Below are 18,525 nucleotides of genomic sequence, written 5' to 3'. Positions count from 1 at the left end.
GTGTTCCGGCCTCCGCGTCCACAGCGGGCGCCGGACCGCCGCCGCCGAACCGGACCGGCGGTCGACAGGTTCGGCCGCCGGGGACACCAGAGCCTCGCGACGGCGCCGCGCCGGAGGTTCGGCGTCTCGCGCGGGCGGTCGGCCGCGGCGGCGGTCCTGACTGCATTTCCGACCGCCGAGGGGAAACGATGACCGACGACACAGCCAAGTGGCTCATCCGACGCGGCCCCGCGGGACGCCCGTGCGACGAATACCTCCACGAGGCCGGCCACATGGCCTTCGAATGGTCGAGCGATCGCTCGCTCGCACGGATCTTCTCGAGCCGCGCCGACGCGGAACGGTTCGGCCGTGCCATGTTGGCGGCCGTCTTTCACGCCGTGGCGGCCTGACCGGCCGCGGCACTTGGCGCATCGCGGGGCGGGAGCCGCCGTCCGGCGGCCGGCGTTGGGGACCGATCGCCGCGCGAGGACACCGACCATGCCCTGGACCGCCACCACCGACCACGATGCCGTCGACAGCGGCGCCACGATCCGCATCGACCGCGGCACGAGCGACAGCCCGCCGCAGAACGGCGAGGTCGTGGCGGTGAGCCACGGCACCACCGGCCGCATCACGAGCCTCACCGTGGTCTCGGCCGCGGCCGACCGGCTGGAGCTGACGGACGGGCGCCGTAATTTCGAGCTGAAGCCCCACGCGATCACCAAGCCCGATGTCCTCGACGGCGACGGCCGCTACCGCGACGCCTGGATCGTCGCCTGACCGGCGCCCTCAGGGCTTCGGGAACCGCGAGCGCCGGGCCGACAGCGTGGTGACGTTGCTGATGGTCCGCGGCTCGACCGAGTGCGTGCGCCGCCGGATGATGGCGGCGTTGAGTTCGCCGCCGTACACGAAGATGCTCGCCAGCGCGTAGAGGAACAGCAGCGCGATCATCACCGACGCCAAGCCGCCGTAGGTGGTGACGTAATTGCGGGCGTATTCGGACAGGTAGGCGCCGAACGCCATGGAGAAGACCAGCGACAGCACCACGGTCAGCACGATGCCGGGCGCGATCTGCCCGAAGGTCCGCCGCTCCGCCGGCAGCCACTTGTGGGCGATGACCAGGGCCAGGATCAGGATCACCGACACGAGGCCGTAGCGCACGATCGTGACGAGCCGCCCGAGGCGCTCCAGTTCCGGCGCGAGCGAGATCAGCAGGCCCCAGAACAGCGGCGCCAGCACCACCAGGAAGGCCAGCGCCAGCAGCGCCACGGCGCCCACCAGGACGTAGGCGATGGACTCGAGCCGCAGCAGCCACCACGTCCGCCGTTCCCGCACCCCGTAGGCGCGGTTCAACCCGACCCGGAACGCTTCGACGCCGCTCGACGAGAAGTAGACGGCCAGCAGGCCGCCGATGGTGAGAAGCCCGCCGTGCGCCGTCGTCAGCACCGCGTGGATCTCGGCCGCGATCGGCGCCGCCACCTGCCGGGGCCACACATCGAACAGCAGGCTCGCGGCGCTTTCGGACAGTTCCGCGGAGCCGAAGAAGCCGGCGAGCGCGGTGACGAAGATCAGGAACGGGAACATCGACGTCAGCGTCGACATGGCGAGGTGGCTGGCGATGGCCCAGCCGTCGTCCTCGGCCAGCCGCCAATAGGCGTCCATGACGACCTCGAAGACGACCTTCACGCGCCCCATGACCGTCCGTCCCGTCCCGCCCCGGCCGAGCCCCCGCGGGAGCCGATCTCCCTCAGATCGGCCGCTCACGCGGTCCCGTCCAGCGCCGGATCCGGGCGCGCGCTCACGTCGCAGCCTCGATCAGGCGGCGCGCCGCCGCCCGGGCTTCCTCGGTGATCGTGGCGCCGGCCAGCATGCGGGCGATCTCTTCCCGCCGCGAGTCGTCGGCCAGCGGCGTCACCCGCGTGGCGACGCGGCCCTCGCCCTTGAGCGCGCTCTTCGAGATGCGCAGGTGGCTCGCCGAGCGCGCCGCCACCTGCGGGGCATGGGTCACGGCCAGCACCTGGATCTTGCCCGATAGCCGCGCGAGCCGCGACCCGATGGCGTCCGCCACCGCGCCGCCGACCCCCGTGTCGATCTCGTCGAACACCAGCGTCGGCGCCGAGCCCCGGTCGGCCAGCGACACCTTGAGGGCCAGCATGAAGCGCGCGAGCTCGCCGCCCGACGCCACCTTGGTGAGCGGCCCGGGCCGCGTGCCGGGGTTGGTCGACACCCAGAACTCGACGCGGTCGATCCCGTCCGGGCCAGGGCTCTCGGGGTCGGACTCGATCTGCGTGGTGAAGCGAGCGCGCTCCAGCTTGAGGGGGCCGAGTTCGCGGTTGACCGCGGCATCGAGCTTCGACGATGCGGAAGCCCGCCCTTTCGACAGCTCTTCCGCGGCCTTGCGGTAGGCTTCCCGCGCGTCCTCGACCGCCTTGGCGAGCGCGACCAGCCGCGTTTCGCCGGCGTCGAGCGCCTCGATGTCGCGGGTGAAACGCTCCAGAAGCTCCGGCAGCGCGTCGACCGTCACGCCGTGTTTGCGCGCCGCGGCCCTGAGGGCGAACAGCCGTTCCTCGACGGCTTCGAGCTCGCGCGGGTCGAAATCGGCCGCCTGCAGCGCGTCCTCGAAGGCCGCGGTGGCGCCGTCGAGCGACACCAGCAGCGCGTCGAGCGACCTGAGGCAGGGTTCGATGAGGTCCGGCGCCTGGCCGGCGCGGCGTTCCAGCCGGCGCATCAGGGCCGAGAAGGTGGAGGAGGGCGAGCCTTCGCCGCCGACGCTCTCGTAGGCGTCGCGCAGGTCGCCCGACACCTTTTCGGACTGCTGCATCACGGCGCGGCGTTCGCTGAGCTTCTCCTCCTCGCCCGGCACGGGCTTCAGCTTCGACAGCTCGTCGTGGACGTGGTGGAGGTAGTCGGCATCGGCCCTGGCCTTGGCGATCCGGGCGGTCTCGTCGTCGTGGTGGCGCTCGGCCGCGCGGCGGGCCGCGAAGGCGAGGCGGACGCGCTCCAGGCGCGCTTCGAGGCCGCCGAAGGCGTCGAGCAGGGCGCGGTGGGCGGCGGGGTCGACGAGGGCCCGGTCGTCGTGCTGGCCATGGATCTCGACCAGGCGCCGGCTCACGTCGCGCAGGGTTTGGGCGGAGATCGGCGCATCGTTGAGGAAGGCGCGGGTGCGCCCGTCCGGCATCTGGACCCGGCGCAGGATCAGCGTGCCGTCGGGTTCGAGGTCCTGGGCGCGCACGACGTCCCAGGCCGGGTGGTCGAGCGACAGGTCGAACACGGCCGTTACCTGCCCCTGCTTCTCGCCCTGGCGCACCATGGAGCCGTCGCCGCGGCCGCCCAGCGCCAAAGCCAGCGAATCGAGGAGGATGGACTTGCCCGCGCCGGTTTCGCCGGTCAGCACCGTCAGTCCCGCGCTGAACTGGAGATCCAGCCGGTCGATCAGGACGATATCGCGGATGTTGAGCTGGGCCAGCATGGACGGACGCGCTTCACACCTGCGGGACGGCGACGCTGTAGCACGATGCTGCCGCGTTCGCGAAACGAAACACGAACGGGCGAAGCCCGCTCCGTGCCGGCCGCGCGTCGGTGGAAGCCGTCAGCCGACGGCTTTGTGGTAGACCTTCGAGATCCAGGAGGACGCGTCCTCGTTGGGCTGGAGGCCGTCGGCCTGCAGTTTCGCGAAGGCGTCCTTGTACCAAGGGCTGTCGGGGAAATTGTGGCCGAGCACGGCGGCTGCGGTCTGCGCCTCGCCGGTGATGCCGAGCGCCAGATAGGCCTCGGTCAGCCGCTCCAGCGCTTCCTCGGCGTGGCGCGTCGTCTGGTATTTCGCCAGGACTTCGCGGAAGCGGTTGATGGCGGCCGTGTAGTTGCGGCGGTTCAGGTAGAAGCGCCCCGTCGACATCTCCTTGCCGGCGAGCTGGTCGCGCGTGACCTGGATCTTGAACTTGGAATCGTCCGCGTATTCCGAGGTCGGGAACTTGGTGACGATTTGCTGGAACAGGTCGAGCGCCTTGGCGGAGTTTTCCTGGTCTCGCGACACGTCCGGGATCTGCTGGTAGTAGGACATCGCTTGCAGGTACAGCGCGTAGGGCGCGTCCGGAGCGTTCGGGTAGAGCTGGTAGAAGCGCTTGCCGGTGGTGATGGCCGTGTCGTAGTCGGCCGCCTGGTAGTTCGCGTAGGTCTGCATCATCAGACCCTTCCGCGACCAGTCGGAGAAGGGATATTGTTTGTCGAGTTCGGCGAACTTCTTGGCCGCGCCGGCCCCGTCCTTCTTCTGAAGGCGGGCCAGGCCCTGGTCGTAGATGTCGCTGGCCGGCGTCTCGGCGAGGATCTTGGTCTCGTACTTCTCGCCGGAGCCGAAGGGGTTGATGGAATCGAAGGTCGAGCAGCCCGCCAGGGGAACGGCCAGCAGGGCGGCCAGCGGCGCCGTTCGCAGGGCCGTTCGGAACCGGTCAGACACCATCGGGGAAGCTCGATCTGCTGGTGAGGAGGCGGGGCGCGACGCCGGGGAAACACGATCCATGCAGGCCCGTTTAAAGGCCCCCGGGGGTCGCATTAAGGCCTTGTTCCCCATGCCCCTGTGGGCATCGTGGAAAAACCCCCGCCGTTGCGCCGTCGCAACAGTCGCGTCGGGCTCCGGGGCGGAAGGCCCGCTCAGTTGATCTCGGCGGCGAAGGCCGGCATCGGGGCGAAGCCGCCGAAGTCGGCGAAGCCGGACGCGATCTGGGAGGCCGCTTCGGCGGGCGCTTCCACGAAGCTGTAGGCCGAGCGGTCCGCGAACAGGGCCTGGAGCACCAGGAAGTTCATCTTGTGGCCCGGGCAGAAGGCCGAATAATGCCCGATGATCGGGGCACCGGCGAGGGCGAGGTCGCCCACCGCGTCGAGCATCTTGTGCGACACGAACTCGTCCGGGGCGCGGAGCCCCTCCGGGTTGAGGATGCGGTCGCCGTCGACCGCGACCGAGTTGTCCAGCGAGGAGCCCAGCGCGAAGCCGAGCTTCCACAGGCGCTCGACGTCGCGCAGCAGGCCGAAGGTGCGGGCGCGGGAAATCTCGCGGCGGAAGGTCGTGGGGTTGAGGGCAATCGCCTTGCGGTGACGCCCGATGGCCTCGACGGGATAGTCGATCTCGACGTCGAGCGAGAAGCCCTCGTCGGCGGGCCGCAGTTCCGAGAAGGAGCGGCCGTGCTCGATGCGGACCGGCTTCAGGATCCTCAGGAAGCGGCGCGGCGCCGACAGGGTGCGCAGGCCGACCTTGTCGATGGCGGCGACGAAGACCGCCGACGACCCGTCCATGATGGGCACCTCGGGGCCGTCGACCTCGACGAGCACGTTGTCGACGCCGAGGCCCGCGAGGGCGGCCAGGAGATGCTCGACGGTGGACACCGAACCGAGGGAGCTGTCGCCCAGCACGGTGCAGAGGTCGGTGGTGGACACCCGGGACCACTTGGCCTCGATGCGGCGGGTGCCGCCTTCGGGGAGCTTCGTGCGGAGGAAGACGATGCCGCTGTCGGGTTCGGCGGGGTGCAGGGTCAGGGTGACGGGAGCATTCGAATGGACGCCGTTGCCGGTGAGGACGCACCGCTTGCGGAGGGTCGTCTGCTTCGGAAACTTCATGCCACTCAGCTCCACTCGGCGGGCCGTCCGCGGTTCGGCGCAATGCACCGATCTCGCCTCGATCACGGTCCCAGCCCTGCCCGGCCCCGGGGGGCACGAACTCCGGAACGTCCGAAGCCCCGTTCCGCGCTTCGGGTCGCCCCGTCGGCGCGCGTCGCGGCCCGTCATTCGGGGGCAACCTACGCGGCCCGGCGGGACGCGCCAAATCACTCTTTCTTACGCTCTGTTACAAAAGATCCCCGGCTTTTCCGAAAAAGCCGCGCACCGCGTTCCCGAGCATAAACAACGCCGTAGCGCCGCCGCCCGGGGTCGGGCGGCGGCGCTGCAAATGTAGCGGCCGGGTGCGGTTCAGTTCGATTGGCGGCGCAGGAAGGCCGGGATCTCGAGCTGGTCGTCCTCGTAGGGGCGCGCCGGCGGCAGGGCGCGGCCGTGCTGGTCCGTCGGTCCGCCGGCATGGCGGGGGGCGCCCTGCGGGGCCGCGCGCTTGCCGTAGTCCGCGCCCGGCTGGGGCTGCGGCGCCCGGGGGGCGTGGCCCTGCGGGGGGGCGTAGGGCATCGGCGCCTGGGGCAGGCGGGGCGCCGGCTGCGGGGCGGGCGGCTGGCGCATCGGGGCGGCGGCCGCCACCTCGTCCTGGCGGCTCATGCCGAAGGAAGCGAGGCGCTCGAGCAGCGTGCGGCGCTTGGTGTCCGACGCGCCCTGCGGCTCGACGCCCTGCGGCTCGCCGCGCTGGGCCCGGATCTGCTGCTGCACGGGCAGCGGCAGGTCTTCGATCTGCGGCATGCGCTGGGCGCGCTGCGGCTGCTGGGGCGCCGGGGGGATGAAAGGGCCGGCGTCGTGGTAGTCGTGGCGGGCGGGTTCGGGGGCCGCCGGGGGCGCGTAGCTCGACCCCTTCGGGGACGACACGGGCTTGATCTCGACGTCGCTGGCGACCTGCGCCTGCGGGGCGTAGCCGCCCGGCATGGCGAAGTTCTGCGGCACGACGAAGTTGTGCGGGGCCGGGGCCGGGGCGGGCTCGTAGGCGGCCGGCTCCTGGGTCATCACGGGGCGGGAGATCGCCTCCTGGCGGGCGGCCGTCTGTGCGCGGAGCTTCTGGGCCACCTCGGCGATGCGCTGCTCGCCGGAGTTCAGGTCCTTGGCGCCGAGCGGCTGGTCGATGCCCGTCGCCACGACCGACACGCGCACGATGCCGTCGAGGTTCGAATCGAAGGTCGCGCCGAGGATGATGTTGGCGTCCTCGTCCACTTCCTGGCGGATGCGGCTCGCGGCCTCGTCGACCTCGTAGAGGGTCAGGTCGTTGCCGCCCGTGATCGAGATGAGCAGCCCGCGGGCGCCCTTCATCGACACTTCGTCGAGCAGCGGGTTGGCGATGGCGGCCTCGGCGGCCAGGATGGCGCGCTTGTCGCCCGACGCTTCGCCGGTGCCCATCATCGCCTTGCCCATCTCGCGCATGATGGCGCGGACGTCGGCGAAGTCGAGGTTGATCAGGCCTTCCTTCACCATGAGGTCGGTGATGCAGGCCACGCCCGAATACAGCACCTGGTCGGCCATGGAGAAGGCGTCGGCGAAGGTGGTGCGTTCGTTGGCGACGCGGAACAGGTTCTGGTTCGGGATGCAGATCAGCGTGTCGACGCTCTTCTGCAGCTCGTTGATGCCGGCTTCGGCGACGCGGGCGCGCCGCGCGCCTTCGAACTGGAACGGCTTGGTGACCACGCCGACCGTGAGGATGCCCATGTCGCGCGCCGTGCGGGCGATGACGGGGGCCGCGCCGGTGCCGGTGCCGCCGCCCATGCCGGCGGTGACGAAGCACATGTGGGCGCCCGCGAGGTGGTCGCGGATCTCCTCGATGGCTTCTTCGGCGGCCGCGCGGCCGACCTCGGGCTGGGAGCCGGCGCCGAGACCCTCGGTGACCTGCAGGCCCATCTGGATGATGCGCTCGGCCTTGGACGAGGTCAGCGCCTGGGCGTCGGTGTTGGCCACGATGAAGTCGACGCCCACGAGGCCCGACACGATCATGTTGTTGACCGCGTTACCGCCGGCGCCGCCGACGCCGCACACCATGATGCGGGGCTTGAGTTCGCGCAGTTCGGGCATCTTCAGGTTGATCGTCATCGTGTGGCCTCTCTGTCCCCGTGGGGCCGCTCGCATCGGCCCTTCGCTCGCCCGTCGCCGGTTCGGGCCGCCGCCGCTGTCCGGAGATTGTGCGAGAACCCTTAACAAATCCCTTACGGTTAACGATTGGCCGTTAACCCGGTCCCCTGTGTCGCGCTCCTGCCCGGCGGGGACAGGCGCGCTTCGCCAGGGTCAGAAGCTGTCCTTCAGCCACCGGCTGACGCGCGTCATGTAGCCGTCCGTGCCCGTGGCCTGGACCGGCACGTCGCGCCGCGGCTCGAAATGCTCGATCGAGGCCACCTGCGGGTAGATCAGCAGGCCGACGCCCGCCGCGAAGGCGGGGCTCTTCGCCGATTCGGGCAGGCCCTGGATGCCCAGCGGGCGCCCGATGCGGACCTGCGGCGACAGGATGCGCCGCGCCGCTTCCGGCATGCCGGTGAGCTGGCAGGCGCCGCCCGTCAGCACGATGCGCCGGCCCGCGTGGGCCGGAAAGCCGGCGGCGTTCAGGCGGTCGCGGATCAGCTCCAGGATCTCCTCGACGCGCGGCCTGATGATGCGGACGAGGTGCGATTTCGGCAGGTGGGCCGGCTGGTCGTGCTCGTCCCCCACCTGCGGCACCGCGATGGTTTCCCGCTCGTCGGAGGCCGAAGCGATACAGGTGCCGTGCAGCGTCTTCAGCCGCTCGGCGTCGCTCAGCCGCGTCGTGAGGCCGCGCGCGATGTCGGTCGTGACGTGGTTGCCGCCCACCGCCACCGCGTCGACGTGGGCCAGGTGGCCGCCCGCGAAGACGCCGACCGAGGTGGTGCCGCCGCCCATGTCGATCAGCGCCACGTCGAGCTCGGCCTCGTCGTCGGCGAGAACCGACAGGCCGGCCGAGTAGGGGGTGGCCACGAGGGCGTCGACCTGCAGGTGGCAGCGCTCGATGACCAGCATCAGGTTGCGGGCCGCAGCGGCGTCGCAGCCGACCACATGCATGTCGGCGCCGAGCTCGTCGCCGATCATCCCCTTGGGGTCGCGGATCTGGCGCGTGCGGTCGAGCGAGAAGCCCGTCGGCAACGAATGCAGCACGGCCCGGCCCTGCCGCGCCATGGTGGCGCAGGACGCCTCGAGCACGCGGTGGACGTCGTAGTCGGACACGGCCTTGCCGCCCACCGCCACCTTGGCGTTGTAGTGCTGCGACGACAGCCGGCCGCCGGTGATGTTGACGATGACGGAGCCGACCTCCACCCCCGCCATGCGCTCGGCCGCGTCCACGGCGAGCCGGATGGCGTTCTCGGCCTCCTCCATGTCGACCACGGCGCCGCCCTTGATGCCGCGGGACCGCTGGTGCCCGATGCCGAGGATGCGGCAGCGGTGGGTGCGGCCCGGCAGGGTGTCGGAGGCTTCGGCCGGGTTCAGCTTGGCGATGAGGCAGGCGATCTTGGAGGTGCCGATGTCGAGCACGCACAGGATGGCGCTGCGGCGGGCCGACAGGGGGCGCATGCGCCGGGGCATCAGGCGGTTGCTCATAGGTCCAACTTCCGCTTGGGACGCTTGGCCAGCATCGCGGCCCGGGCGGCCGCGGCGTCTTCGGTGAGCCGCGCCGTGATGCGGCCCGGGATGCGGAGGTCGATCGACACGACGTCCTTCTCGAGGATCCTGGACTGGCGCTCGATCTCGGCCAGGCGCTTCAGCGTGTCGACGGCGTCGAGCTCGGGGAGCTCGACCTCGATCCCCGAATCCATCTGCAGCGTCCAGCGGCGCCCGCCCACCAGCACGCCGGCGCGCACCTTGGCGCGCAGCTCGCCGGCGGCGGCGAGCAGCGCCTGGAAGTCGCCGACGCGGATGTTGGCGCCGTCGCCCACCACGAAGGGCAGGGCGTTGAAGCGATCGTCGCGCACGGCGTCGATGGGCGTCCCGTCCGCCGAGATCAGGTTGAGCTGCCCGTCCTTCTGCCACACCGCCGCGGCGTCGCGCTCCGTGACGGCGACGTGCAGGTCGTTGGGGAACAGCTTGCGGATCGACACGTCCTGCACCAGCGCCACGGCCTTCAACCGATCGCGCAGAGCGCCCGCGTCGAGCAGGGCCAGCGAGTTGCGGGCGCTGACGCCGCCGTCGCGCAGGATTTCGCCCGGCGTGAGCGATTTCAGGCCCGAGATCGTCACCGTGTCGATGGTGAAGCCCAGCGCCTTGGCGACGAGTTCGGACGGCGGCCCGTTGTCCGCCACGTAGGTGGCGTATTGCCCGCCCCGCACCGCGCCGTAGAGGCCGGTCGCCGCCATCAGCCCCACGACCAGCACCGTGCCCCACCCCGGCATGGGCGTGTGGCGCGGTTCCGCCGCGGCGCGCTTGGAGCGCCGGCGCATCCTGGGGGCCGTCACGGGCCGCGCCGTGCCGGCCAGCAGCGCGAAGGGGCTGACGATGCGGGCGCGCCCGCCCGCCGGGAGCCCGAAGCCGGCTTCGCTCATCGATCGCAGGAGGCGTCCTCCACCATCCATCGTACCAGCCCACCAAACGAGTACCCGGCGTCGGCCGCCATCTCGGGGACCAGCGACGTTTCGGTCATGCCGGGCTGGGTGTTCACTTCCAGGACGACGAGGTCGCCGGTGCCACCGGGCCGATCGTCGTAACGGAAGTCTGAACGGCTCACCCCGCGGCAGCCGAGCGCCGCATGGGCCCGCACCGCCAACTCTTGGACATGGTGGTAAATATTTTCCTTCAAATCCGCCGGAAGCACGTGGGTGGAGCCGCCCGGCGCGTATTTGGAGTCGTAATCGTAGAACGCGTGGTCGTTCGACAGGATGTCGATCACCGCCGTGGCCCGGCCGCCGATCACCGCGCAGGTGAGTTCGCGCCCCGCGACGAACTTCTCGGCCAGCAGCGCGTCGCCGTGGGCCCAATCGTCGCCGCCGATCTCCTGCGGCGGGTGGCTGCGGTCCTCCTTGACGATGATGACGCCGACGGAAGACCCTTCCGCGACCGGCTTCAGCACGTAGGGGGGCTGCATGACGTGTCGCTGCGCCGCTTCGCGCCGGTCGACGACGAGGCCCTGCGCGACGGGGATGCCCGCCGCCGCCATGACGAGCTTGGCCTTGTCCTTCTGCATGGCGAGGGCGGAGGCCAGGACGCCCGAATGGGTGTAGGGGATGCGCAGCACCTCGAGGATGCCCTGCATCGTGCCGTCCTCGCCCACCCGCCCGTGCAGGGCGTTGAAGGCGACGTCCGGCCGAAGCCGCGCCAGCACGTCACCGATCGTCCGGTCGACGTCGATGCGGGTCACGCGGAACCCTTCCCCTTCGAGCGCGCGGGCGCAGGCCTCGCCCGACCGGAGCGATACCTGGCGCTCGGCGGACCAGCCGCCCATCAGGACAGCGACGTGTTGCGTCATCGGGGGCGGACTCCGGCTGGGTCTCCGGGCGCGGCCCGGCGAACGGGGCCGCGCGACCCCGGGGATCGCCACAGTCATGGCGGATCATGGTTTCCCGGAGCTTAACCGCCCGTGGCGGAGGCGCGATCGCTCAGGCGGGAGCGGGCGAGCCCACCCGCTTGATCTCCCATTCCAGCGTCACGCCGCTCGCATCGCGCACGCGGCGGCGCACCTCCTCGCCCAGCGCCTCGATGTCGCCCGCGGTCGCGCGGCCGCGGTTGATGAGGAAGTTGCAGTGCATCTCGGACATCTGGGCGTCCCCCACCGTCAGGCCGCGGCAGCCCGCCGCGTCGATGAGCTGCCAAGCCTTGGCGCCGGGCGGGTTCTTGAAGGTCGATCCGCCGGTCTTCTCGCGGATCGGCTGGGACGCTTCCCGCGCCGCCGTGATGCGGTCCATCTCGGCCAGGATCGCGGCGGGGTCGCCGGGCCGGCCGCGGAACGTCGCCCCGGTGAAGACGACCGACGGCGGCACGGAACAGTGCCGGTAGCTGAAGCCCATCTCGGCGCGGGTGAACGAAACGGGCGTGCCGTCGCGGTCCACGCCGCGGGCTTCGACGAGCACGTCGGCGGTTTCGCCGCCGTGGGCGCCGGCGTTCATCCGCAGCGCGCCCCCGATCGAGCCCGGGATGCCGCGGAAGAAGGCGAGGCCGTCGACGGCCGCATCGGCCGCCGCCCGCGCCACCTTGACGTCGGGCACCGCCGCGCCGGCCTGGACCACGCCGCCCGTCTCGACCGCCACGGCGTTGAAGCCGCGGCCGAGCTTGAGCACCACGCCCGGCACGCCGCCGTCGCGCAGGATGATGTTGGACCCGAGGCCCAACGGCGTCACCGGCACCTCGGCCGGGATGCGCGCCAGCGCGCCGGCGAGGTCCGCCTCGTCGGCCGGCACCATCAGCACCTCCGCGGGCCCGCCCACGCGGAACCAGCTCATGGCGGCGAGGCTGTCGCCCGCCGTCAAGCGGCCGCGGAAGTCGGGCAGGGCGGCGCGGAGGTCGTCGAACAGACTCACGCGACATCCCCCGCCGCCAGCTCGCCCGGCAATGCGTAGGCCCATTGGGTGATGTTGCCCGCGCCGAGGCAGACCACGTAGTCGCCCGGCTTGGCGAGCGTGCGGACCACGCCCGCCAGGGCGGCCGGCCCTTCCAGCGCGACGACGTTGCGGTGGCCGTGGGCCTTCACGGCCGCGGCGAGCCCGTCGCGGTCCACGCCGGGGATGGGCTGTTCGCCGGCCGCGTAGACGTCGGCGATCACCACCGTGTCGGCGTCGTTGAAGCAGGTGGCGAAGTCGTTGAACAGCGACTGCAGGCGGGAATAGCGGTGCGGCTGCACCACGGCGATCACCTGGCTCCGCGTGGACGCGCGGGCGGCGCGCAGCACGGCGGCGATCTCGACCGGGTGGTGGCCGTAGTCGTCGAAGATGGCGGCGCCGTTCCAGTCGCCGACGCGGGTGAAACGGCGCTTCACGCCGCCGAAGCCGCGCAGGGCTTCGCGGATCGTGTCGATCGGCACGCCGAGCTCCATCGCCACCGCGATGGCGGCCGTGGCGTTCAACGCATTGTGGTGGCCCGGCATGGGCATCACCACGTCCTCGATGTAGCGGGCGGAGGCGGATTTGCGGTCGCGCACCAGCACGTTGAACCGCGACACGCCGCCCTTGAGGTCGATGTCGAGCAGCCGCACGTCGGCCTGCGGGTTCTCGCCGTAGGTGACGACGCGGCGGTCCTCGATGCGACCCACCAGTTCCTGGACCACAGGGTGGTCCAGGCACATGACCGCGAAGCCGTAGAACGGCAGGTTCTCGACGAGGCTGCGGAAGGCCTCCTTGATGGCGTCGAACGTCTTGAAGTGGTCGAGGTGCTCGGCGTCGATGTTGGTCACCACCGCGACGTCGGCGGGCAGCTTCAGGAAGGTGCCGTCGCTTTCGTCGGCTTCCACCACCATCCACTCGCCTTCGCCGCGGCGGGCGTTGGTGCCGTAGGCGTTGATGATGCCGCCGTTGATCACCGTCGGGTCGAAGCCGCCCGCGTCGAGCAGGGTCGCCACCAGCGAGGTCGTGGTGGTCTTGCCGTGGGTGCCCGCCACCGCCACGCATTGGCGCAGGCGCATGAGCTCGGCCAGCATTTCGGCGCGGCGGACCACGGGAATGCGCCGCTCGCGGGCCGCCGCGAGCTCGGGGTTGTCGCGGCGGATCGCGGTCGACACGACGACGACCTCGGCCTGGCCGAGGTTCTCGGCGCGCTGGCCGATGGACACCTCGATCCCCTTCTCGCGCAGGCGCCCCACGTTGGGCCCTTCCGCGACGTCCGAGCCCTGGACCTTGTAGCCGAGCGTGTTCAGCACTTCGGCGATGCCCGACATGCCGATGCCGCCGATGCCGACGAAGTGGATGGGCCCGAGCTCGCGCGGCAGCTTCATGCGTGTGGGATCCTAGGCTTTGCCCTCCGCCACGGCGAGGACGAGGTCGGCCAGGCGCTCGGCGGCGTCCGGGCGGCCGTCGTGGCGCGCCGCGTCGGCGCGCACGAGCAGTTCCGCGGGGTCGTTCAACACGCGCCGCAGCTCTTCCGCAAGCCATTCGGGCGTGAAGACGGACTGATCACGCACGATGGCGGCCCCGCTCGCCGACAGCACGGCGGCGTTCGCCGCCTGGTCCTGGTCGAGCGCGTGGGGGAACGGGACCAGGATGGCGCCGCGGCCGATCACGGCGAGCTCGCTCACCGTGGACGCCCCCGCGCGCGCCACCACGAGGTGGGCTTGCGCCATGCGGTCCGGCAGGTCGGCGAAGAAGGGCATCACCTCCGCCTCCATGCCGAGCGCCGCGTAGGCGTTGCGCACGCGCGCCTCGTCCTCGCCGCGCGCCTGCTGGACGATGCCGAGCCGCCCGCGCGCGTCGGCGTCGAGCAGCGCCACCGCGGCCGGTACGATGTCGGACATCACGCGGGCGCCCTGGGATCCGCCCGTCACCAGCAGCGACACCGTTCCGCCGGGAACCAGGTCCGGCATGGCGCGGCGAGAGGCCGCCACGACGGCCGGGCGCACCGGGTTGCCGGTGAAGCTCGCCTTCGCCGCAATGGAATCGGGCACCTTGCCGAGCTTGGGGAAGCCGGTGGCGATGCGCGCCGCCCGGTTGGCGACGAAGCGGTTGGCCTTGCCCATCACGGCGTTCTGCTCGTGCAGCACGATGGGCACGGCGCGGATGGACGCCGCCACGATGGGAGGCACGGTGGGGTAGCCGCCGAAACCGACGATCACGGACGGGCGGATGCGCCCAATGGTGCGCCAGGCCGCCAGCACCCCGCGCGACAGCTGCCCGGCCGCCGCCGCCTTGGCGACGGGCGAACCGCTGCGCGGCGTGGCGGACGGCACCGCGTGCAGCGCGCGGGCCGGGAAGTCGACGCCGTATTTCAGCGCGCGGTCGTCCGTCATCAGCTCCACGGCGACGCCGCGGGCCGCCAGCGCCCGCGCGAGCGCTTCGGCGGGGAACAGGTGGCCGCCCGTGCCCCCGGCGGCGAGGAGGACCGGGGCGGCGACCGCGCTCAAGCGTCCGACCCCAGCGCGCCGTCGGGCGCTTCGCCCCGGCGGTAGGGCACCGGGTCCATCACGGCGGCGCGCGGGCGCTTGCGGGTGACGGCGACGAGGAACCCCATCGCGAGCGCCAGCGAGATCATCGACGAGCCTCCGTAGGAGATGAAGGGCAGCGTCATGCCCTTGGCGGGCATGAGGTGCAGATTCACCGACATGTTGATGCAGCTCTGGATGCCGAACAGGATCACCAGGCCGGCCGTGGCGAAGCGGCAGAAGGGATCGTCGTTGCGCGACGACAGGAGCAGGCCGCGCAGCACGATGAAGGCGAAGATGCCGGCCAGGAACATGCAGAACAGCAGGCCGAACTCTTCGCCCGTGACGGCGAAGATGAAGTCCGTGTGGGCGTCGGGCAGGACGCGCTTCACCGTGCCCTCGCCGGGCCCCTTGCCGAGCCACCCGCCCGACACGAAGCTTTCGACCGCCGTGTCGACCTGGAAGGTGTCGGACGCGCCGGGACCGTTGGAGGGGTCGAGGAAGTGGGTGATGCGGTCTCGGACGTGGGGGACGAACTTGTAGGCCACGACGACGCTGAACGCCCCCATGCCGCCGATGCCGCCGACCCAGAACCAGTGCAGCCCCGCCATGAAGAACAGGGCGGCCCACACGAGCGAGATCAGCATGGTCTGGCCGAAGTCGGGCTGCAGGATCAGCGGCACGATGGTGAGGGGCAGCAGCAGAAGCGCGATCAGGTTGCCCGGCACGTCGCGGCGCCGCGCGCCCTCCGAGAAGGCCCAGGCGGCGATGATCACGAAGGCGGGCTTGACGAACTCGGACGGCTGGATGCCGAAGATCCACCGGCGGGCGCCCTTCACCTCGTGGCCGAACACGAGCGCGGCGCCGATCAGCGCCATGCCGCCGACGAAGACCAGGAGCCCCGCCCGCCGCACGTCGCGCGGCGCCAGGAACGACGTCGCCAGCATGAGGCAGACCGACGGCACCAGGAACATGACCTGGTGGTGGACGAAATAGAAGGTCGACAGGCCCAGGCGCTCGGCGACCGGCGGGCTGCCCGCCATGGTGAGCACGATGCCGAGCACGACGAGCAGCCCGATGGCGGCCAGCAGCCAGCGATCGACGGTCCACCACCAGTCGGCGAAGACGGAGCGTTCGGCGCGCGAGATCATGCGGGACTCCTGGCGGCACACATCGGGCGGTGAAACGGAGCCCCACGTCGTCCCTCGTCCCGGGCAGGGCGCGGGGCACCCGCGCCGAAGGCTGCAGGCGCCGGCCGCGCGGGAGCGGCGACGTCCTGCGTGCTTCGGCACGGCGCTTCCGGCCACCGCTCAGGGCGAGGGCGGGGTGGAACCCGTCCGGAGCCCGATCGTGGAGCGATCAGATCGCGAGTTCGGAGACGAGCGCCCGGAAAGCGTCGCCGCGCGCTTCGAAGTTCCTGAACTGGTCGAAGGAGGCGCATGCCGGCGAGAACAACACGGTTTGGTTACCGGGAGCTTGACGCGCATCGGCCGCAGCCGCCGCGACCGCCTTCGCGAGCGTGCCGCAGCGGCGGCTGAGCGCGCGCCCGCTCAACGTGCGCGCGAACTCGTCCGCCGCGTCGCCGATCAGGTAGGCGCGCGCGACCCGGTCGAAGAGCGGCACGAGCGCTTCGATGCCGCCCGCCTTCGGCACGCCGCCGAGGATCCAATGCACGCGGTCGAAGGACAGCAGCGCCTTTTCGGCGGAATCAGCGTTGGTGGCCTTGGAATCGTTGATGAACAGCGTGTTGCCCGAGCGCCCCACCTCCTCCATGCGGTGCGGGAGGCCGCCGAAGGTGTTGAGGCCGTTCTGGATGACGTGCGCGTCGGCGGCCCTGAGGCCGAGCAGGTCGGCGCAGGCGGCGGCGAAGCAGGCGTTCTGGGCGTTGTGGAGCCCGCGCAGCGTCGAGATGCCGTCGACCCCGCCGAGCAGGCGCTCGCGCCCGTCGTAGGGCCGCATCAGCACCATGTGGCCGCCCGACAGCGACACGCCCGTCGGCAGGTCCTGGCGGACCGACACGGGGAGGTGCCGGCCGGACGGGCCGAGGTGCCGGGCGTGGAGCCGCATTTCGCGCTCCACCGCGCGCTCGAACACGTCGGCGCAGGCCGGGTCGTCGACCCCGACGAGCGACCGCTCCGAGCGCGCGATCAACCGCTCCTTCACGGCGGCGTAGTTTTCGAAGGTGCCGTGGCGGTCGATGTGGTCGGGGCTGAGGTTGAGCAGCATGCCGACCGTGGGGGCGAGGCCCGGCGCCAGGTCGATCTGGTAGGACGAGACTTCCAGCACGTGGAGGCGGCCGGCGGCCGGCGGCTCCAGCGCCAGCACGGCGGTGCCGATGTTGCCGCCCATCTGCACGTCCCGTCCGGCGGAGCGGAACAGGTGCGCGGTCAGCGCCGTGGTGGTGGACTTGCCGTTGGTGCCCGTGATGGCGACCAGTTCGGCGCCGGGCGCGATCGCGGCCCGCTCGCGGCAGAACAGCTCGACGTCGCCGACGATCTCGACGCCCGCCGCCGCGGCGAGCGTCGCCGACCAGTGCGGCTCCGGGTGGGTGAGCGGCACGCCGGGCGTGAGCACCAGCGAGGCCACGCCGGACCAGTCGACGGTCCGCAGGTCCGACACCTCGTGGCCGGCCGCTTCCGCCTTCGCCCGGGACGCTTCGGCGTCGTCCCAGCAGACCACGCGGGCGCCGCCGGCGCGGAGCGCGTCCGCGGTGGCGAGGCCGGAGCCGCCGAGGCCGAAGAGCGCGAGGGTGCGCCCGGCGCAATGCGTTACGGGCGTCATGGCGTCAGCGCACCTTCAGGGTCGACAGGCCGAGCAGGGCCAGCACGAAGGACACGATCCAGAAGCGCATCACGATCTGCGGCTCCGACCATCCGAGCTTCTCGAAGTGGTGGTGGATCGGCGCCATGCGGAACACCCGCTTGCCGGTCAGCTTGAACGACCCGACCTGGACGATGACCGACAGCGCTTCCATCACGAAGAGGCCGCCGACGATGAGCAGCACGACCTCGTGCTTGATGGCGACCGCGACCGTGCCGATGAGGCCGCCCAGCGCCAGCGAGCCCGTGTCGCCCATGAAGATCTGCGCGGGCGGCGCGTTGAACCACAGGAAGCCGATGCCGGCCCCCGCCACCGCGCCCGCGATGACCAGCAGGTCGCCCGTCTGCGGCACGTGGTGGATGCCGAGATAGGACGCGTAGAACAGGTTGCCGGTGCAGTAGGCGATGATGCCGAACGCGCCCGTGGCGATGATCACCGGCACGATGGCGAGGCCGTCGAGGCCGTCGGTCAGGTTCACGGCGTTGCCGAAACCCACGATGATGAAGGCCCCGAAGACGACGAAGAAGATGCCGAAGTCGACCACGATCCCGTTGATGAAGGGCAGGTACAGGGCCGTCGTGGAGGAGGGTCCCACGGCCGTCATGGCCCAGCAGGCGACGAGCGCGATCAGGGCTTCCAGCGCGAGGCGCGCCCGCCCGGCGAAGCCCGCGTGGGTCTGCTTCGTCACCTTCAGGTAGTCGTCGTAGAAGCCGATCATGCCGAAGCCGAGCGTGACCAGCAGCACGATCCACACGTAGGGGCTGCGCAGGTTCGCCCACAGCAGCGTCGACACCACGAGGCCCGACAGGATCATCAGCCCCCCCATGGTGGGCGTGCCGCGCTTCTTCAGGTGGTCGGGCCCGTCCGTGCGGATCGGCTGGCCCTTGCCCTGCTTGATGCGCAGCGCCGCGATGATGCCCGGGCCGAAGAAGAACACGAACAGCGCCGCCGTGGCGGTGGCGCCGATGGTCCGGAAGGTGAGGTATCGGAACAGGTTGAGCGGGCTGAAATAGCCGGACAGTTCGGTGAGCCAGGTGAGCATGGAATCC

Annotated in this window: 16 protein-coding genes; 2 read left to right on the top strand and 14 right to left on the bottom strand. The window is 71.3% G+C overall.

Annotated elements, in window-relative coordinates:
• Positions 1 to 188 precede the first annotated feature (188 nt).
• Positions 189 to 389, top strand: coding sequence for a hypothetical protein (locus D3273_RS20820; RefSeq protein WP_129228819.1), 201 nt, complete (start codon positions 189 to 191; stop codon positions 387 to 389).
• Positions 390 to 477: 88 nt separating this feature from the next.
• Positions 478 to 759: a hypothetical protein gene (locus D3273_RS20815; protein ID WP_129228818.1), complete on the top strand. Its 282-nt coding sequence runs from the start codon at positions 478 to 480 to the stop codon at positions 757 to 759.
• Positions 760 to 768: 9 nt separating this feature from the next.
• On the opposite strand, the gene D3273_RS20810 is transcribed toward D3273_RS20815, so the two are convergent.
• From D3273_RS20810 to mraY, 14 genes are all read right to left on the bottom strand, one after another.
• Positions 769 to 1,674 carry a YihY/virulence factor BrkB family protein gene (locus D3273_RS20810; RefSeq protein WP_207210856.1) on the bottom strand — a complete coding sequence of 302 codons (906 nt, stop codon included), beginning with the start codon at positions 1,672 to 1,674 and terminating at the stop codon, positions 769 to 771.
• A gap of 103 nt (positions 1,675 to 1,777) precedes the next feature.
• The gene (recN, locus tag D3273_RS20805; protein ID WP_129228817.1) at positions 1,778 to 3,448 is read right to left on the bottom strand and encodes a DNA repair protein RecN; all 1,671 of its coding nucleotides are present in this window, start codon (positions 3,446 to 3,448) and stop codon (positions 1,778 to 1,780) included.
• Between the two features lie 120 nt (positions 3,449 to 3,568).
• Positions 3,569 to 4,435: an outer membrane protein assembly factor BamD gene (locus D3273_RS20800; RefSeq protein ID WP_129228816.1), complete on the bottom strand. Its 867-nt coding sequence runs from the start codon at positions 4,433 to 4,435 to the stop codon at positions 3,569 to 3,571.
• Between the two features lie 191 nt (positions 4,436 to 4,626).
• Complete coding sequence (gene lpxC / locus D3273_RS20795; RefSeq protein ID WP_129228815.1) at positions 4,627 to 5,586, bottom strand: UDP-3-O-acyl-N-acetylglucosamine deacetylase; 960 nt, start codon at positions 5,584 to 5,586, stop codon at positions 4,627 to 4,629.
• Positions 5,587 to 5,934: 348 nt separating this feature from the next.
• Positions 5,935 to 7,695 carry a cell division protein FtsZ gene (gene ftsZ, locus D3273_RS20790; RefSeq protein WP_129228814.1) on the bottom strand — a complete coding sequence of 587 codons (1,761 nt, stop codon included), beginning with the start codon at positions 7,693 to 7,695 and terminating at the stop codon, positions 5,935 to 5,937.
• 192 nt (positions 7,696 to 7,887) lie between these two features.
• Positions 7,888 to 9,204, bottom strand: a complete 1,317-nt coding sequence (gene ftsA, locus D3273_RS20785; RefSeq protein ID WP_129228813.1) for a cell division protein FtsA — start codon at positions 9,202 to 9,204, stop codon at positions 7,888 to 7,890.
• Positions 9,201 to 10,142 carry a cell division protein FtsQ/DivIB gene (locus tag D3273_RS20780; protein WP_245501313.1) on the bottom strand — a complete coding sequence of 314 codons (942 nt, stop codon included), beginning with the start codon at positions 10,140 to 10,142 and terminating at the stop codon, positions 9,201 to 9,203. Before D3273_RS20780 ends, ftsA begins: the two co-directional genes overlap by 4 nt.
• Positions 10,139 to 11,062 carry a D-alanine--D-alanine ligase gene (locus D3273_RS20775; protein WP_129228811.1) on the bottom strand — a complete coding sequence of 308 codons (924 nt, stop codon included), beginning with the start codon at positions 11,060 to 11,062 and terminating at the stop codon, positions 10,139 to 10,141. Before D3273_RS20775 ends, D3273_RS20780 begins: the two co-directional genes overlap by 4 nt.
• A gap of 130 nt (positions 11,063 to 11,192) precedes the next feature.
• A complete protein-coding gene (murB, locus tag D3273_RS20770; RefSeq protein ID WP_245501312.1) occupies positions 11,193 to 12,110 on the bottom strand; it encodes a UDP-N-acetylmuramate dehydrogenase in 918 nt (305 codons plus the stop codon).
• Positions 12,107 to 13,516: a UDP-N-acetylmuramate--L-alanine ligase gene (murC, locus tag D3273_RS20765; RefSeq protein ID WP_129228809.1), complete on the bottom strand. Its 1,410-nt coding sequence runs from the start codon at positions 13,514 to 13,516 to the stop codon at positions 12,107 to 12,109. The genes murB and murC overlap by 4 nt, the downstream gene beginning before the upstream one ends.
• 12 nt (positions 13,517 to 13,528) lie before the next feature.
• Positions 13,529 to 14,638 carry an undecaprenyldiphospho-muramoylpentapeptide beta-N-acetylglucosaminyltransferase gene (gene murG / locus D3273_RS20760; RefSeq protein ID WP_129228808.1) on the bottom strand — a complete coding sequence of 370 codons (1,110 nt, stop codon included), beginning with the start codon at positions 14,636 to 14,638 and terminating at the stop codon, positions 13,529 to 13,531.
• Entirely contained in the window at positions 14,635 to 15,807 is a 1,173-nt protein-coding gene (locus D3273_RS20755) for an FtsW/RodA/SpoVE family cell cycle protein (protein ID WP_129228807.1), read from the bottom strand. Before D3273_RS20755 ends, murG begins: the two co-directional genes overlap by 4 nt.
• A gap of 208 nt (positions 15,808 to 16,015) precedes the next feature.
• Positions 16,016 to 17,437 carry a UDP-N-acetylmuramoyl-L-alanine--D-glutamate ligase gene (murD, locus tag D3273_RS20750; RefSeq protein ID WP_129228806.1) on the bottom strand — a complete coding sequence of 474 codons (1,422 nt, stop codon included), beginning with the start codon at positions 17,435 to 17,437 and terminating at the stop codon, positions 16,016 to 16,018.
• A gap of 4 nt (positions 17,438 to 17,441) precedes the next feature.
• Complete coding sequence (gene mraY, locus D3273_RS20745) at positions 17,442 to 18,518, bottom strand: phospho-N-acetylmuramoyl-pentapeptide-transferase (RefSeq protein WP_129228805.1); 1,077 nt, start codon at positions 18,516 to 18,518, stop codon at positions 17,442 to 17,444.
• Positions 18,519 to 18,525: the final 7 nt, after the last annotated feature.

The organism is Lichenibacterium minor (assembly GCF_004137685.1).
Lineage (GTDB): Bacteria > Pseudomonadota > Alphaproteobacteria > Rhizobiales > Beijerinckiaceae > Lichenihabitans > Lichenihabitans minor.
Note: the sequence above shows the minus strand (reverse complement) of the source record. Positions and strands in the feature narration are given on the sequence as shown.

Excerpts from the sequence above, each read along its gene's own strand:
- D3273_RS20820 (WP_129228819.1), top strand. The coding sequence starts at position 189 with ATGACCGACGACACAGCCAAGTGGCTCATCCGACGCGGCCCCGCGGGA.
- D3273_RS20815 (WP_129228818.1), top strand. The coding sequence starts at position 478 with ATGCCCTGGACCGCCACCACCGACCACGATGCCGTCGACAGCGGCGCC.
- D3273_RS20810 (WP_207210856.1), bottom strand. The coding sequence starts at position 1,674 with ATGGGGCGCGTGAAGGTCGTCTTCGAGGTCGTCATGGACGCCTATTGG.
- recN (WP_129228817.1), bottom strand. The coding sequence starts at position 3,448 with ATGCTGGCCCAGCTCAACATCCGCGATATCGTCCTGATCGACCGGCTG.
- D3273_RS20800 (WP_129228816.1), bottom strand. The coding sequence starts at position 4,435 with ATGGTGTCTGACCGGTTCCGAACGGCCCTGCGAACGGCGCCGCTGGCC.
- lpxC (WP_129228815.1), bottom strand. The coding sequence starts at position 5,586 with ATGAAGTTTCCGAAGCAGACGACCCTCCGCAAGCGGTGCGTCCTCACC.
- ftsZ (WP_129228814.1), bottom strand. The coding sequence starts at position 7,695 with ATGACGATCAACCTGAAGATGCCCGAACTGCGCGAACTCAAGCCCCGC.
- ftsA (WP_129228813.1), bottom strand. The coding sequence starts at position 9,204 with ATGAGCAACCGCCTGATGCCCCGGCGCATGCGCCCCCTGTCGGCCCGC.
- D3273_RS20780 (WP_245501313.1), bottom strand. The coding sequence starts at position 10,142 with ATGAGCGAAGCCGGCTTCGGGCTCCCGGCGGGCGGGCGCGCCCGCATC.
- D3273_RS20775 (WP_129228811.1), bottom strand. The coding sequence starts at position 11,062 with ATGACGCAACACGTCGCTGTCCTGATGGGCGGCTGGTCCGCCGAGCGC.
- murC (WP_129228809.1), bottom strand. The coding sequence starts at position 13,516 with ATGAAGCTGCCGCGCGAGCTCGGGCCCATCCACTTCGTCGGCATCGGC.
- D3273_RS20755 (WP_129228807.1), bottom strand. The coding sequence starts at position 15,807 with ATGATCTCGCGCGCCGAACGCTCCGTCTTCGCCGACTGGTGGTGGACC.
- murD (WP_129228806.1), bottom strand. The coding sequence starts at position 17,437 with ATGACGCCCGTAACGCATTGCGCCGGGCGCACCCTCGCGCTCTTCGGC.
- mraY (WP_129228805.1), bottom strand. The coding sequence starts at position 18,518 with ATGCTCACCTGGCTCACCGAACTGTCCGGCTATTTCAGCCCGCTCAAC.